The sequence below is a fragment of the Polycladomyces abyssicola genome, from assembly GCF_018326425.1.
Taxonomy (GTDB): Bacteria; Bacillota; Bacilli; order Thermoactinomycetales; family JIR-001; genus Polycladomyces; species Polycladomyces abyssicola.
This window is the reverse complement of the sequence record NZ_AP024601.1, coordinates 2,679,272-2,694,213: the sequence shown is the minus strand read 5'-3', so window position 1 is coordinate 2,694,213 and position 14,942 is coordinate 2,679,272. Positions and strand designations below refer to the sequence as shown.

The window sequence follows — 14,942 nt, the reverse complement described above, 5'->3', positions numbered from 1 at the left end:
CGAACTTAGTTGGATAGAAGAAAGCGCTTTCAACAAAAATGTATAAATATACAAATCGGTTTGTAAATAAACAGAAAAATCTGGTGATTGCACACAAAAAGAGGCAGCCGCAAGGAAGTTTCAATCCCCGGCTTCATCCGGTGTGTTTACCATGTGGTGGGCGGCGATCACCAACCGGTTCCACATCTCATCACGCGCTTCGCCGGTCACGCCGACTTCATCCAACGCTTCGGCCATGCATTGCAGCCACGCTTGCGCTCGTTGTGGTGTGATCGGAAAGCGCAAGTGTCGGGCGCGCAACATCGGGTGACCGTGTATGGATGTGTATAATGGCGGTCCACCGAGAAATTGGGTGAGGAAGCGGTACTGCTTTTCCTTGACCGGCTCCAGATCTTCCGGAAACAACGGTTTCAAAAGTGGATGTTGTTGTACGCGTGGATAAAAAGCTTCGACGATGCGTCGAACTGTTCGGTCCCCGCCGATCTTTTCGTAAGTGGACTCAATGGAATGCAATGGCTTTTCCTCCTTGATGAATCTGGACTTGACTCGGCGCCGGCAAATGGACGGCGTAAAAAAGCGAAATGCGTCTCCCTGCCGAGTGTCTTTGTCTCCAGGTGTGTCAAATGAATCCGGGAAAGAGCAAATACTTTCCCAGGTGAAGCGACTTACCAAGCCCGGGCTGAGAGAAGACTTGGGGAGCACAGGTATGAAAGCGCGGGCAATTTCCTCTAAGCGTAGTGTATTTTGCCCGCGTCCTGTGCAGACCGGGTCGGAGCGGTCATCATCTGCTTCCCTGCGCAGGTGGAGTGAGCCGGGAAAGCAATTGGACGGTAATGACCAGACGCCCTGGCCGCAAGGGTACGGAATGGCGGCGGGAGACGGCTGTTCGCAGAACCTGTTTTTGTCAAGAACACCTATGCTTCCTCGTATCGCGCAAAATCGGTTGAATCGATCAAGACTTCTTCATTTGTTTAAAGGCGTGATCCACAGCTTGAAGCGTATCGGATATATCTTCATCGGAGTGTGCCAGGGTCAGGAACCAAGCCTCATATTTGGATGGTGCCAGGTAGATGCCTTCGTCCAGCATCAGGCGGAAAAAGCGGGCGAACATTTCACTGTCTGCGCGTTGCGCCCCTTCGTAATCGATAACGGGTTCTTCCGTGAAATAGACCGCAAATGCGCCACCTTGCCGATTGATTTGTACCGGTATCCCGTAATTACGTGCCAATTCTCCGATCCCGTCGGCCAACCGTTTGCCCATCTCATCCAAGCGTTCGTAGACGCCTGGGCGGGACAACACTTCCAAGCAAGCGATTCCGGCTGCCATTGACAAAGGGTTGCCTGCCATCGTTCCGGCTTGGTACATCGGTCCCATCGGCGCCACTTTCTCCATGATTTCCCGTCTGCCGCCATAAGCACCGATCGGCAATCCCCCTCCGATGATTTTGCCCAAGGCGGTCAAGTCGGGCTCCACCCCGTACATCGTTTGAATGCCACCGTAATGGAAGCGGAAGGCAGTGATCACTTCGTCGTAGATGACCAGACCGCCGGCTTGATGCACCCACTCGTTTACCTTTTCCAAAAAGCCCGGTTGCGGAGGGACGATGCCGAAATTCCCCACCAGCGGTTCGACGAGTACGGCTGCAATCTGGTCACCCCAGCGATCCAATGCTTCTCTCAGGGCATCCAGGTTGTTGAAGGGAATCGTGATCACTTCCTGTGCAATGCTTTGCGGAATTCCTGCACTGTCCGGGATGCCGAGCGTAGACGGCCCGGATCCGGCAGCGACCAGGACCAGGTCGGAATGACCGTGATAGCATCCGGCGAACTTTAATATTTTATCCCTTCCGGTATACGCCCTGGCAAGACGAATGGTGGTCATCACCGCTTCGGTTCCGCTGTTGACAAAGCGGATTTGTTCGCAAGATGGAATGGCTTCGCGCAACATGCGGGCGAAACGGATTTCTTTTTCCGTCGGTGTCCCGTATAAAGTCCCATCTGCGGCCGTTTGCACGATGGCCTCCGTGACAGCGGGATGAGCGTGACCGAGGATAATGGGGCCAAATGCACCCAAGTAATCGATGTACCGATTGCCGTCTTCATCCCAAAAATAAGCGCCTTTTGCCCGTTTCATGAACACGGGGGCGCCGCCGCCCACCGCGCGGAAGGAACGGGATGGGCTGTTGACTCCACCCACGATGACGTCCAGCGCTTGTTTATACAATTGTTCGGAACGTTCCCGTTTCAGTGCCAATGTTGTTCCTCCTCTTCATGTATCCCTTCTCTATTTTATGGGTGACGATCGGATGAGAGCAAGCGCTGGATCAAGGGATCTGGTTTCGCAAAATACAGAAGGGAACGGTTCATTCTGCGAGCAGGATGATCGATTCTTGACACCTTTCGTCGTTTCTTGTAAGGGGCGCTGTTTGTGTGATATTCTGAATCTGTTAACAGTGTACGATTATCATGCTGTTGATGAAGCTGTGTTACGCGCTTTGATAATTTGGATCGGTTGTTCGACAGCTTCACATGTCAGTTTTGAGTGGATTTGGGGGCGAGAGCATTGTCGTTCTTTGCGGTGGGTGATCGATACCGTGACACCTACGAGATCGAGGCGGTTTTTCCTTTTTTTGACGGGGAATTGGGGATCGCTCGATCAGGAGATCAACGGTTTTTGTTGCAACATGCTCAATTGAAAAAACAAGCTCCCTCTCGTGCGATTCAACAATATCGCTCACTGGATCATCCGCTGATTCTCCCCTATCGGGAAGTTTACACGGAAGAACGTTCACTGGTGTTTATCCGTCCCTATGAACCGTATCAACCTTTGTACGATGCAATTCGACAACAACCGGCATCCGAGGATGAGCTGGTTCGCTGGGGAAAAAGTTTGTTACATATGGAAGCGTATCTACGCAGCAAACCGCTTCCCATGTATTTCATACTCGACCCGCGTAATATCGGGTTGACAGCCGATGGAAAATTGATCGTACTGTATTGCGGTGTGCGCCAGATCACGGCTTTGGAACCTTCCTTGGATTGGGGAACCTTCTTCTATATTCTGCTCACCGGAGAGATGCACGAAGAACCGCTGGACAAAATCTCCGCAGACGCACCTTTTTCCAAGCCTATGATCCGCTTGCTTCAAAAGAGCTTGCGCAACCAATCCGTTGATTCCGTCCTTTCGCAGATCGAAAACTACGAAAGAAAGAAAAAAGGAAAAGGCCTGTTGGATCGATTGTTCGGGGATCAAGCGGAGGAAGAACAACCGCGAATGACACCGAACCGGATGGTGGTGCCGACATTGGTGCCGTCTTCATGGAAAGAAGCGGCCGAACGCGAACGCTTGGAGCAAGAACGGTTGGCGCGGGAAGCATCCGAGCGCGAACGCCTGGAGCAAGAGCGATTGGCACAGGAAGCAGCCGAACGCGAACGTTTGGAGCAGGAGCGATTGGAGCGGGAAGCAGCCGAACGCGAACGCCTGGAGCAGGAGCGATTGGAGCGGGAAGCAACCGAACGCGAACGCCTGGAGCAGGAGCGATTGGAACGGGAAGCATCCGAGCGCGAACGCTTGGAGCAGGAGCGATTGGAGCGGGAAGCGGCCGAGCGCGAACGCCTGGAGCAGGAGCGGTTGGAGCGGGAAGCGGCCGAACGCGAACGCTTGGAGCAGGAGCGGTTGGAGCGGGAAGCAGCCGAACGCGAACGCCTGGAGCAGGAGCGAATGGCACAGGAAGCATCCGAGCGCGAACGCCTGGAGCAGGAGCGAATGGCACGCGAAGCGGCCGAGCGCGAACGCTTGGAGCAAGAGCGGTTGGCGCGAGAGCGGTTGCGCAAAGAGCGTTTGGAGCGTGAGCGCCAAGAACACGAAAAGTTGGCAAAACAGTTTCAGGAGTATATGGAAGCTTTCTATAAAAGCTCGTAACGGTTAGATTCCGAAGGGGGTGAATCGATGCTGTTTGAGAAAACACTGGCCAGCCTCGGTGTGGGTGCGGCCAAGATCGACACCCGCCTGGAAAAGTCGCAGGTGCAGGCAGGCGAAGTGTTGAAAGGGGAAGTATTCATTCAAGGAGGACAAGTGGAGCAGAGGGTGGACGACATTTATCTCTATCTGATTGTCCACTACGCCAAAAACAACAAACTAACGCAACATGTGTTGCGGAAATATCAGCTGTGCGAACGTTTCTACCTCCAACCCGGAGAGTACAAAATCATTCCTTTTGAGATCCGGATCCCATACGAGGCACCCATGACAACGGGACGTTTCCCGGCCTATCTGAAAACCGGTCTGGATATCAAAAATGCGATTGACCCGACCGACAAGGACAAAATCGAAGTGTTCCCCCATCCTACGGTGGAACGTATGTTGGGGGAAATCGAAAAGGCGGATTTCATTTTGTACCGGATTGATAACGAATATGAAAAAGACATGAAACCCCATCCTTTCCTGCAAGTGTTTCAGTTCCGTCCCACTGGACGGTATCATGGCTTTCTCGATGAGCTGAACCTGATCTTTGACGTGACCAACCATGATGTGCGGATGGATGTGGAGATCGTGCGGGGGACGCGGGTGCTCACATCCTGTTTCCACTGGTTGTTATCTGATCCCAACGGAACGCTTGTCATGGACAACGGGATCGAACAGCAACGCGTTTCCAGCCCCGTGGAAATCATTCAATCATTGCTAAAAAAGAACTAAAAGCGTTGAGCGGGGGAGGGAATCATCATCTTGTCCGTTTTTGGAAAGGCGTTGGCCAGCCTGGGTGTGGGATCGGCCAAGGTGGATACGCGGTTGTCCAAATCCCAGTTTCGGCAGGGCGATCTGGTGAAAGGAGAAGTGTTTGTCCAGGGAGGGCAAGTTACACAGCATATCGATGAAATTTATTTGTATCTGATCATTCAGTATGTAAAAGACGGAAAACAAAAAGAATATGTGATGGAAAAGTTCCGACTCGCCGAGCCGTTTGATATTGGGCTGAGCGAAACGAAAGTGATCCCGTTCGAATTTCAATTGCCGTTTGACACACCCGTGACGACGGGGGGGTGCCCCGTTTATCTCAAAACGGGGTTGGATATCAAAATGGCCAAGGACCCCAAGGATGTGGACGGGATTGAGGTGTTGCCGCATCCGTTGGTGGAAAAAACCTTGCAGGCCATCGAAAATATCGGTTTCCAACTGGTCCGTGTCGACTTTGATTTTGAGAAATACTATTCCCGGCATCCCTTCATCCAGGAATTCGATTTCGAACCGATCGGACCGTTTCAAGGGTTTTTGGATAAACTGAAAGCGGTGTTTTACGTAGGCGATGGCGAGATCGATCTCATCATGGAAGTGGACCGCAAAGCAGTCGACCTGATGAGCTCCCTAGAAGAGGCGCTGGAATTGGATGCCCGTACGATTCGGTTGACAGTGACCGAAGAGATGATGAAAAAAGGGAAATTGGAAAATGAGTTGAATCGCTTGATCAAGGAACAGATTTGAGAGAACGGGGCAGCGGGGGTTTCTGGCTGCCTCTCTCCTTTTACCTTCGTACAGGGAGGAAGTGTCATGCGACTGAAGAACAAGGTGGCTATCGTGACGGGAGCCAGCAGAGGGATCGGGGAAGCAATCGCCGTTGCCCTGGCACGTGAAGGTGTGGATTTGGTATTGGTCGGTCGGAAGGAAGCGGATTTGGAGCGCGTTGCCGCACGCGTTCGCGATGAGGGGCGAGCCTGCCGGATCAGTACGGCGGATGTATCATGTGAGGAAGATGTTCGTCGTACGGTGGAACTGGCGCGCGAGGCGTTTGGTAAAATCGATATCCTGGTCAACAACGCCGGCATCGGACTGTTCAAAACGGTGCAGGAGACGTCTTTGGAAGAGTGGAACCGCATTTTGCAAGTCAATTTGACGGGAGCGTTTTTGTTTTCGCGTGCCGTGTTGGAAGACATGATCGAACGTGGACAGGGCCAGATCATCAACATTTCTTCCGATATCGGCAAACGGACGATTCCGCGGGCGTCCGCTTATTGTGCCAGCAAATTTGGCCTGGAGGCGTTCAGTGAAGTACTTGCAAAGGAAGTACGCAAGTCCGGTGTGCGGGTGGGTGTGATTCGGCCCGGTCTGACCGACACCTATTTCAATGATACGAAACAGGGCGCCCCCGAGAAAGAGGGTTGGTTGCAAGCGGAAGATATCGCGGAAGCGGTTGTGTATATGGCGTCGGCTCCCCGCCACGCGTTGGTGGACGAAATCACGGTCCATCCTGTTATTCAGGAATATTGATTGAGGTAATTTCATTCGTGGATCATATGAAGGGTGACCTTTTTCCGTGAGCGACTTTTGAGCTGAAGCGAAACAGGAGCGAGAGGAAAAATGGTCACTCTCTTTTTATGGCGTGTCTGGGGTAACTTCCTCTAAGTGAAGCGTACTTTGACCGTATCCTGCGCTCCGGGTCGGAGCAGCCATGACCTACTTCCTTGCAGGGCCTGTATACTTTGTCAACTGCTTGAAAACCCACCATGAGATGGCTGTATTTTCAAATTTTATGACGCTTGACGGGGGTGCTACAATATCGGATGGGATAGTGGAAGACGGGTACGTGGATGATGGGAGTGGATGAGACCGATGTATAGCATCGATGCGAAAGGACTCACCAAGGAGTTTCGAGTATATCAGAGCCGTCCCGGGCTGCTCGGCGCATTCCGAGATTTGTTGAACCGAAAGTACCGCGTGATCCGGGCGGTGGACGGGATCGATCTGCAGATCGAACAAGGGGAAGTGGTGGGATATATCGGTGAAAATGGCGCCGGGAAATCGACCACCATCAAAATGCTGACCGGTATTTTGCAACCGACCGCGGGCGAATTGCGGGTCAACGGCTTCGATCCCCATCGCCAGCGGGAAGCGTTTGTACGTACGATCGGTGTGGTGTTTGGTCAACGGAGTCAATTGTGGTGGGATATCGCAGTGCAGGAATCGTTTCGCCTCCTGCAAAAGGTGTACCGCATTCCCGATGAAGAGTACCGACCGCACATGGATCACATCATCGATGTATTGCAGATTGGGCCACTGTTGGACCAACCCGTTCGCAAACTGAGCCTGGGTCAGCGTATGCGGTGCGAATTGGCCGCGGCTTTGGTTCACAAGCCATCGCTCTTGTTTTTGGATGAACCCACGATCGGGCTGGATGTATTGGTCAAAGAAAACATCCGCCAATTTCTGCGGGAGATCAATCAGCGTTACGGTACGACCGTCCTGTTGACCACCCATGACATTTCCGACATAGAAGCGTTGTGTTCACGGGTAGTCATGTTGGATGAAGGGAAAATCATCTACGACGGTCCGCTCTCGCAATTGCGGGTGCAGTGGGGCGGTCACCGGAAAATCCAAGTGGAATTGGACCGTGAGACAGCTTTGGAGACGTTGGATCGGCTCACGGAAGGACTTGCCGTACGATGGGAATCTCGGGGAGCCGCGCGATACACGGCCCATTTGGAGAACGGGGTGGAAGTGTCGCGTGTGTTGGCCCGGTTGGTAACAGAAGTGGGGATCAAAGAGATACAAATCGAAGAAGCTTCCACGGAAGAGATCGTACGGCGGATCTACCAGGAGGGGAACGCCCGTGCTTAGTACCTACCTGGAAATGATCCGCATCCGTTTCCTGATGATGTTGGCGTATCGCGTCAATTATTACAGTGGCATCATCATCTACAGTTTGAACATCGGCGTCAACTACTTCATCTGGATGGCGATTTACGGTTCTAACAACTCCCTGCAGGGGATGACGTCTTCCCAGATGGCCACTTACATCGCTGTAGCGTGGATGTCCCGGGCGGCCTACTTCAACAATCTGGACCGTGAAATCGCTCAGGAGATCCGGGACGGCACAGTGGCAATCCAGTTGATTCGCCCCTATCACTACCTGATGGTCAAGTTTTTTCAAGCATGGGGCGAGGGGTTGTTTCGCCTCTTTCTGTTCAGCATTCCAGGGATGTTGATCGTCTCCCTGGTCTTTCCGATTCATTTGCCCGGCTTTGATCCCGCCTGGCTGTTTTTTGCCGTCAGTTTGTTTCTGGGATTCGTGATTAACACACAGATCAACATGATCACCGGATTGGCGGCCTTTTTCATATTGAACAATGAAGGACTGGTCCGGGCGAAACGTGTGTTGGTCGATCTGTTTTCCGGTTTGATTTTACCGATTCGCTTTTATCCCGGTTGGGCGCAGGCGATCCTGTCATATCTGCCGTTCCAGGCGATCAGCTACCTGCCCAGTATGATCTTGGTCAAAGGGGTTGGCGGTTCGGCATTGGTCCATGCATTTACGGTGCAAATCATTTGGTGCGTGTTGTTGTGCCTGCCAATCTTTCTGTTGTGGCGCCGGGCGCGTCGCACATTGACGGTGCAGGGGGGGTGAGCCATGTTCTACGTTCGGATTTTCTTGCAGTATTTGGAACAATATCTGAAAACGCGTTTGGCGTACCGATGGGATTTTCTCGCCCAGTTTGTAACCGACCTGTCGTTTCAAGCGGTCAATCTCGTGTTTATCCTGGTAGTCTTTTCTCATACGACTTCGATCAAGGGATGGACACGGGAAGAAGTGATTTTTATCTACGGTTACTTTCTTGTCCCGTTCGCGGTGTTTGCTGCGTTTTTCAACCTGTGGGAATTCAACGAACGGTATATCATCAAGGGGGAGATGGACCGGGTGTTGCCCCGGCCTGTACACAGCCTGGTACAGGTAATGTTGGAGACGATGGCCCCGGAATCTCTGGCAGGGGCGGTGGTTGGACTCCTCATCATGGGCTGGGCAGCGGCCCGGATGAACTTACAGTGGACGATATGGGATATTCCGCTGTTTGTGATCTTCGTGATCGGCGGTGTGCTGATATACGGCGGGATTTACATTGCACTGACCAGCATCAGTTTCTTTTCCGATTCCAAAACGGACATCCAGCCGATCATGTACAACATCGGCAACTACGGCCGGTATCCGGTCAATTTGTACCATCGGATCATCCAATTCGTCCTGACGTGGGTGTTGCCGTTCGCGTTCGTGGGATTTTACCCTGCCAGTTACCTGTTGGACCGGGATCATTGGATGTGGCTGGCTTTTCTGACGCCGGTAGTGGGTGTCGTTTACTTCATCTTTGGTGTTTTTTGCTGGAATTGGGGGGTGCGTCACTACCGGGGGGCCGGCAACTAACGCCCCCATACAAAACCGAGCCACAAGGCCATCAGGCTGAGGAGCACGCTGGAGATGACGTACAGTACGGCGGTGCTCCCAGCCTTTTGTTTCAGCAATTGAACGGTCTCTACACTGAAGGTGGAAAACGTGGTGTAGGCGCCCAAAAAGCCCGTGGTAAACGGATGGGTGACATGTTGCCAGGCGTTTTCATACGCTGTGGCGTGGGTGGCGGAAAGCCAAACCCCCAGTGCGAAGGCGCCTGAAATATTGATCACCCAGGTATGCCACGGAAAAGGGGAACGAACTCGGTTGCCGATCCACAATCCCCACCGGTAACGGGCGATTGCCCCCAGAAAACCACCGATTGCGATCCACAGGATCATGTGGCCGATCCCCTTTGCGGCGAATCGGCTCTCTGCTTATGTAAAGCCCATCGCTCTCCCTGCAACCACCCCAGCCATGCCAGCAAAATCCCCCCACTCAGCGTGATGATCAGATAGAGGACGGCCGTCAATGAGTGTCCGCTGATCCACATATACATTATTTCTCCGTCCCAGGCGGAAAACGTGGTTAACGCGCCGACAAAACCGGTGCCGATCCCCAGCCGCCATGTATCTGGCAACCATGATCGATGACGGGTGGCTCCGGTAAGCCATCCGAGTATCCAACAACCAGTCAGATTGGCCGCCAATGTCCCCCAGGGAAAAAGAGGGGTGGACCAATTTCCAAGCATCCATCGAAACAGGGCACCCAGTGCCCCACCAATCCCGACGGCAAAGGTTCGCATCCATTTCCCTCCTCAAAACGACAAACTCCCGCCCGCTTACAGGCAGGAGGAATGTACCGGGATGATCGTTCTATTTTGCGTCTGCCGATTCAGCTGTTTTTGGTTTCTGTTTTTTCATCCTATCGGATGACGGTTGGCGAGTCAAGCGGTGAGATGAAAAGCGGGTAGAGTGAACACTCTATTGGGAGGACTGTTCTGAAGGAGTAGATGGAGAAGAACTTTCCGTTTGAACCGGAATTGAATCGTCTTTGAGCGAAGAGGATCCTTCCAAATCGCCCATGTTGACGGAATCCCCATTGTCGTTATCTTTCATCTGATCAATGATTTTGGACAGTGTCTGCTCATCTCCGTGAGCGCTTAACCCCACATTGAGCGTACCACTCAACGTTTCTACCCGTAACTCCTGAATTTTGTATTCCATTCGCTCGATGGTAACCGGTTGGATGGAGGCGAGCTGCTTCCGGATCTGTTCGTTTTCTTCTTTCAATTTTTCAATCTGCTGTTGCAACTGGTTGATCCGGTCCCACAAATAGGCGTACAAGGAAGCCCACCTCCAAAGATCAAAATGGTTGGATCAGACATACCCTATGATCAGTATATGGCTATTCACCCAAAGAACATGACCGGGACAGTGACCAGTTTATGCCCATGTGAATAGACTGAGGTGAAAGGTCCCAAAAAAGGGGAAGATCCGGATGGATGATCAACAACAACACTTTCAAAAATGGAGTCAATTGGCACGAAAGTTTTTGGGGGACGATTTTTGGTCAGATGTGATGAGTGCATCTCCAGCCACTTCTTCTTCTTCTTCTTCGGGTGGTCCTAAGGCCGATGTCTATCAAACGAAAAATGAAGTGATCGTATTGGTGGATTTGCCAGGGATCGAAGATATTCATTTGCTGGATTTGCGGATTCACGATGATACATTGTATATCAAGGGACACATCCCCCCCCGTTATGCCAACTACGAAGCTACTTTAAGTGAACGACTTTCCGGAGATTTTGAGCGTTCCATACCACTTGGGGCGAGTGTGACTCGTCAACACAGCTCTGCCCGCTACCGCAAGGGATTATTGGAAGTGAGACTGAGCAAAGTGCATGCGCCACGCACTCAGCATCGCATTCGTGTACAAGACTCCTGAATTCACAACGCCCAGGTTTCCCTCATACGATATGGTAGACCTTGCGTCGGGGAGGGTGTCCGATGGCGACTGTCAATAATATATTCAACCTTAAGATTCAAAGTGTATCCAGCGCAGGGTCTGTTAATTTTGGGAACACCATCAACATTGGCGCCGAAAGTAACACCAAATCGCTGGGTGGTTCTTCACCGATCGGCGATTTTGCGAAAAATATTGATTTTGAACAGAATCAGGCAATCGATCCGGATGCCATCGACCAGCCGTAAAGGGGGGAGGGGTGTGTTCCGCATCAGCATCCACACGATCAACATCACCACCGTGTCCGACGCCGGTTCCGTCAACATCGGCAACACCGTCAATGCGGTGCAAAAGCAGCAAGTCATGCGGGAGACCCAACCCGATACCCAACCTAAGAGACCGGGGGAACCGCCCGCTCTCGAACCGACGGTACCCGCTCCCTCGCCACCAGGTGCCCCCGGTGGAGGAGCTCCTCCCGCTCCTCCCGACAGTGTTGCACCCGGAGATCCAGGCAAGGGCAGATCGCCTTCTTCAGGCAACCGCTCCAGCGCCTCATTGGCCCATTTGCCTCAACTCCCTAAGTTACCGCGTCCTGTTAGCGGGTACCATCATCCTGTTGTTGTGATTTCTCCCTCTGTTTGATCCAATAGTATAATGAAATAATGAAGATGAACACGGGATCGAACAGGCAGGTGGGAACATGGCGGGAAAACGGGTACTGATCATTGAAGACGAACCGCAGCTGGCCCGGTTTTTGGAGTTGGAGTTTACGCACGAAGGATATCAGGTGATTGTGGAACATGACGGACGGACCGGTTTGGACTTGGCTTTATCCCAGGAGTTTCAGGTGATTATTCTAGACATTATGTTGCCTGATCTCAGTGGATTGGAGGTATGCCGCCGAATTCGGGCGGAACGGAATACGCCCATCATCATGTTGACCGCAAGAGATGCGGTACCGGACCGGGTCAGTGGGTTGGAAGCAGGAGCAGACGACTATATGACAAAACCGTTTGCCATCGAAGAGCTGTTGGCGAGGGTTCGCGCCATACAACGCAGGGTGGCGCCGGAGCAGACCCAGATGGTGGAAGTGGGATGCTGTCGGTTGTTTCCCGAACAGCGGCGAGTCGTCTGTGCGGACAAGGAATTGAAATTGACAGCGAGAGAATTTGATTTGCTAGCTTGTTTGATGCAAAACCGTAACCGGGTGATGACGCGGGAGATGATACTCGATCGGGTATGGGGTTACGATTATGAAGGGGATACCAACATCGTCGATGTGTACGTGCGCTATGTTCGCAGCAAATTGGAGGAAATCGGCGTGAAAGACTATATCGAAACCGTACGCGGTGTGGGCTATGTGATCAGGGAGGATGGACATGCCCATTAAATGGCGACTGGTGGTGTTGTCAGCGGTCGGTTTGTTGTGCATTTTATTGTTGTTTCACGTATTCGTCTATCAGTTGTTTCAAAACATGATGATACAGACGGAGCAAAGCGTGCTCGAAAACAAACTGACCACTCTGTCGAAAGTATATGAGACCCGCCGCATCGATCCTGCTTTTTTGCACGGTTGGTTGCAATTATATGTGGAGGAAGGACAAGCGATCCGCATTGTGGAGAATGGAAAAGTGGAAGCAGATGTAAATAAGGGAATCTCCCCGGCGTTGTATCTGTCCCATCCACTGCCGCATCATAAAGTGCGGGAAGTTCGCAATTGGTACGGCAAGCAGGTTTCCATTCTGGCCATGCCGCTGGACGGGCCGGTTGAAGGCAGGGTGGAGCTTTATACAGATTTCACATCGTTGCGCCGGTATTTGGACTCGATGTTGACCGCTTTGCTCATCGGTTCCTCCGCTCTGTTGGTATTGGTGATCGTCGGGGGCTATATCATGTCGACCATCGCTCTTCGCCCGGTCAGCCGTATCACCAAAACGGTGCGGGAGCTCGATCCGTCGCGGATGGAGAGTCGTTTACAAGTACCGGATACTTATGATGAAATTGCGGAGCTGTCCCGGACATTCAATGAGCTGCTCGATCGGATCTATCAGTTGATCCAGAAACAGAAGCGATTTGTGGCGGATGCCTCCCACGAACTGCGCACACCTGTTTCCGTGATTCGCGGATACACCAACATGCTGAAGCGCTGGGGGAAACGGAACGAAGAAGTGACCGAAGAAGCACTGACCGCGATTGATCAGGAAACGGCGCGCTTGGAACAGATGACCGAGCGTCTGCTCCGGCTTGCCCGCTTGGAAGGTGATGTTGCCGGTGCAGAGAGGGAATTGTTGGATCTGACCTCACTCGTGGCCGAGCGGGTCACACGATGGCGTCGATCTTTACGCAACCATCACATCGAGTGGGACGAAACCACACCGCCTGTCTGGGTACGTGTCGTTAGGACGGAATGGGAAGAGTTGATCGATATTTTACTGGACAATGCGGGAAAATACTCCGACCCCGACGATGTGATCACCGTTCGGTTAGAATCGGGGGAACGGGATGTACGGCTCATCGTGCAGGATACGGGGGAAGGCATTCCAAAGGAGGAATTGCCCCGGGTCTTTGAACGCTTCTACCGGGCAAAACGAGCGCGAACCCGGCATCGTACCGGGAGCGGTTTGGGCCTTTCCATCGCCCGTCAAATCGTGGAGTCCTATGGAGGCACGATCAAAATCGACAGTCAGGAAGGAGAAGGAACGAAAGTAAGCGTTTCAATTCCCGTTTCTCAGTAAAATATAATCTTTCTCTCCATTCTCTCTCATTTCCGTTTGCTACATTAATTACAAACGGAAAGGGGAGAGAATCAATGAAAATCACCATGGAATTGTTGGTTTTGATCTTGGTCGTGCCTGTATGGGTGCTTAAGACAGTAGCATCTCTCCGCGCCATGTTCCGTTTATTTTATGAAGAGCGATCGGAAAAACTCAACCCTTCAGGGTTGGGATGAAAGCAAGCGTCGGAGACGGGAGGGCTTCAGCCCTCTTGCAATACGACAGAATTTTGGTACAATAGAATGGAAAAGTGCGGAAACACTAAAAACTACTATTCGAGCGAAAACTCGTTAATCTAAAATCACTAGGCTTGGACGAAGCCATCGTGGATGGATGTGGGGTTGCCACGCCAGATGAAGCGAGAAGCCCACGGCTTTAGCCGTGTGGCAAGTCACGAAGCAAGGGTCAAATCTTGAGATGGATGGGATCGATTGGAGCGTTCGGGTACACGTGGATCTAAGTGAGTTGGATGGACATGCCAAGCCGGATAGAACCGGCTTTTTTTGTTGGTCCATGTTTTTTGCGCTTCACAGAGTGGTAAAATGAAGAATGCATCTTCAATGAAAGGAGTCGGGCCGATGTTGAAAGAAGGAGATATGGCACCTGATTTCACTCTTCCCGCTGACAACGGTGAAGAGGTAACCCTCTCGGATTACCGAGGTGACAAACATGTCGTCTTGTATTTTTATCCCAAAGACAACACCCCTGGTTGCACGCAGGAAGCGTGTGACTTTCGTGATCGGGTGACGGAATTCGCTGACCTGGACACCGTGATTCTGGGTGTAAGTCTGGATGATGTGAAATCGCACGAGAAATTTATCGCCAAATACCAGCTGCCGTTTCGCTTGCTGGCCGATACGGATGCTGAAGTGTCCAAAATGTACGACGTCTACAAGGAAAAAAACATGTTCGGCAAGAAAAAGTGGGGAATCGAACGTTCCACGTTCATCATCGACAAAGAAGGACGGTTGGCCAAAATCTACCGGAAAGTAAAAGTACCGGGACACGTGGACGAAGCGCTTCGCTATATTCGGGAACATTTGTCTTCGTAATG

Annotated in this window: 19 protein-coding genes; 14 read left to right on the top strand and 5 right to left on the bottom strand. The window is 52.1% G+C overall.

Annotated elements, in window-relative coordinates:
* Positions 1 to 120 precede the first annotated feature (120 nt).
* Positions 121 to 513 carry a globin domain-containing protein gene (locus KI215_RS13470; RefSeq protein WP_212773215.1) on the bottom strand — a complete coding sequence of 131 codons (393 nt, stop codon included), beginning with the start codon at positions 511 to 513 and terminating at the stop codon, positions 121 to 123.
* Positions 514 to 952: 439 nt separating this feature from the next.
* Positions 953 to 2,248: a glutamate-1-semialdehyde 2,1-aminomutase gene (locus tag KI215_RS13465; RefSeq protein WP_275956756.1), complete on the bottom strand. Its 1,296-nt coding sequence runs from the start codon at positions 2,246 to 2,248 to the stop codon at positions 953 to 955.
* Positions 2,249 to 2,563: 315 nt separating this feature from the next.
* Between KI215_RS13465 and KI215_RS13460 the strand changes: the two genes are divergently transcribed.
* The 7 genes from KI215_RS13460 (at position 2,564) to KI215_RS13430 (ending at position 9,185) form a co-directional block, all read left to right on the top strand.
* Positions 2,564 to 3,922 carry a serine/threonine-protein kinase gene (locus KI215_RS13460; protein WP_212773213.1) on the top strand — a complete coding sequence of 453 codons (1,359 nt, stop codon included), beginning with the start codon at positions 2,564 to 2,566 and terminating at the stop codon, positions 3,920 to 3,922.
* 27 nt (positions 3,923 to 3,949) lie between these two features.
* Positions 3,950 to 4,696: a sporulation protein gene (locus tag KI215_RS13455; protein ID WP_212773212.1), complete on the top strand. Its 747-nt coding sequence runs from the start codon at positions 3,950 to 3,952 to the stop codon at positions 4,694 to 4,696.
* Positions 4,697 to 4,726: 30 nt separating this feature from the next.
* The gene (locus KI215_RS13450) at positions 4,727 to 5,479 is read left to right on the top strand and encodes a sporulation protein (RefSeq protein ID WP_212773211.1); all 753 of its coding nucleotides are present in this window, start codon (positions 4,727 to 4,729) and stop codon (positions 5,477 to 5,479) included.
* Between the two features lie 66 nt (positions 5,480 to 5,545).
* Positions 5,546 to 6,262 carry an SDR family oxidoreductase gene (locus tag KI215_RS13445; RefSeq protein WP_212773210.1) on the top strand — a complete coding sequence of 239 codons (717 nt, stop codon included), beginning with the start codon at positions 5,546 to 5,548 and terminating at the stop codon, positions 6,260 to 6,262.
* 342 nt (positions 6,263 to 6,604) lie between these two features.
* Positions 6,605 to 7,609, top strand: a complete 1,005-nt coding sequence (locus KI215_RS13440; RefSeq protein WP_212775203.1) for an ABC transporter ATP-binding protein — start codon at positions 6,605 to 6,607, stop codon at positions 7,607 to 7,609.
* On the top strand, positions 7,602 to 8,396 hold the full coding sequence (locus KI215_RS13435) for an ABC transporter permease (RefSeq protein WP_212773209.1): 795 nt from the start codon (positions 7,602 to 7,604) through the stop codon (positions 8,394 to 8,396). Before KI215_RS13440 ends, KI215_RS13435 begins: the two co-directional genes overlap by 8 nt.
* Before the next feature lie 3 nt (positions 8,397 to 8,399).
* Positions 8,400 to 9,185, top strand: a complete 786-nt coding sequence (locus tag KI215_RS13430) for an ABC transporter permease (protein ID WP_212773208.1) — start codon at positions 8,400 to 8,402, stop codon at positions 9,183 to 9,185.
* Here the strand turns inward: KI215_RS13430 and crcB (KI215_RS13425) are convergent.
* The 3 genes from crcB (KI215_RS13425) to gerPC form a co-directional block, all read right to left on the bottom strand.
* Positions 9,182 to 9,550 carry a fluoride efflux transporter CrcB gene (crcB, locus tag KI215_RS13425; RefSeq protein WP_212773207.1) on the bottom strand — a complete coding sequence of 123 codons (369 nt, stop codon included), beginning with the start codon at positions 9,548 to 9,550 and terminating at the stop codon, positions 9,182 to 9,184. The genes KI215_RS13430 and crcB (KI215_RS13425) overlap by 4 nt on opposite strands.
* Positions 9,547 to 9,954, bottom strand: a complete 408-nt coding sequence (gene crcB / locus KI215_RS13420) for a fluoride efflux transporter CrcB (RefSeq protein WP_212773206.1) — start codon at positions 9,952 to 9,954, stop codon at positions 9,547 to 9,549. Before crcB (KI215_RS13420) ends, crcB (KI215_RS13425) begins: the two co-directional genes overlap by 4 nt.
* 178 nt (positions 9,955 to 10,132) lie before the next feature.
* Positions 10,133 to 10,495 (bottom strand): spore germination protein GerPC, encoded by a 363-nt coding sequence (gene gerPC / locus KI215_RS13415; protein WP_212773205.1) that lies wholly within the window; start codon positions 10,493 to 10,495, stop codon positions 10,133 to 10,135.
* A 154-nt stretch (positions 10,496 to 10,649) separates the two neighbouring features.
* Between gerPC and KI215_RS13410 the strand changes: the two genes are divergently transcribed.
* The 7 genes from KI215_RS13410 to bcp all read left to right on the top strand — a co-directional run bounded on the left by KI215_RS13410 (position 10,650) and on the right by bcp (position 14,940).
* Complete coding sequence (locus KI215_RS13410; RefSeq protein ID WP_212773204.1) at positions 10,650 to 11,096, top strand: Hsp20/alpha crystallin family protein; 447 nt, start codon at positions 10,650 to 10,652, stop codon at positions 11,094 to 11,096.
* 62 nt (positions 11,097 to 11,158) lie between these two features.
* Positions 11,159 to 11,362 carry a spore germination protein gene (locus KI215_RS13405; protein WP_205497523.1) on the top strand — a complete coding sequence of 68 codons (204 nt, stop codon included), beginning with the start codon at positions 11,159 to 11,161 and terminating at the stop codon, positions 11,360 to 11,362.
* 13 nt (positions 11,363 to 11,375) lie between these two features.
* Positions 11,376 to 11,756: a hypothetical protein gene (locus tag KI215_RS13400; protein WP_212773203.1), complete on the top strand. Its 381-nt coding sequence runs from the start codon at positions 11,376 to 11,378 to the stop codon at positions 11,754 to 11,756.
* A 58-nt stretch (positions 11,757 to 11,814) separates the two neighbouring features.
* Complete coding sequence (locus KI215_RS13395; RefSeq protein WP_212773202.1) at positions 11,815 to 12,504, top strand: response regulator transcription factor; 690 nt, start codon at positions 11,815 to 11,817, stop codon at positions 12,502 to 12,504.
* Positions 12,494 to 13,849 carry a sensor histidine kinase gene (locus KI215_RS13390; RefSeq protein WP_212773201.1) on the top strand — a complete coding sequence of 452 codons (1,356 nt, stop codon included), beginning with the start codon at positions 12,494 to 12,496 and terminating at the stop codon, positions 13,847 to 13,849. The genes KI215_RS13395 and KI215_RS13390 overlap by 11 nt, the downstream gene beginning before the upstream one ends.
* 74 nt (positions 13,850 to 13,923) lie before the next feature.
* Complete coding sequence (locus tag KI215_RS13385) at positions 13,924 to 14,064, top strand: hypothetical protein (RefSeq protein WP_212773200.1); 141 nt, start codon at positions 13,924 to 13,926, stop codon at positions 14,062 to 14,064.
* 402 nt (positions 14,065 to 14,466) lie between these two features.
* Positions 14,467 to 14,940 (top strand): thioredoxin-dependent thiol peroxidase, encoded by a 474-nt coding sequence (gene bcp, locus KI215_RS13380; RefSeq protein ID WP_246512122.1) that lies wholly within the window; start codon positions 14,467 to 14,469, stop codon positions 14,938 to 14,940.
* Positions 14,941 to 14,942 lie beyond the last annotated feature (2 nt).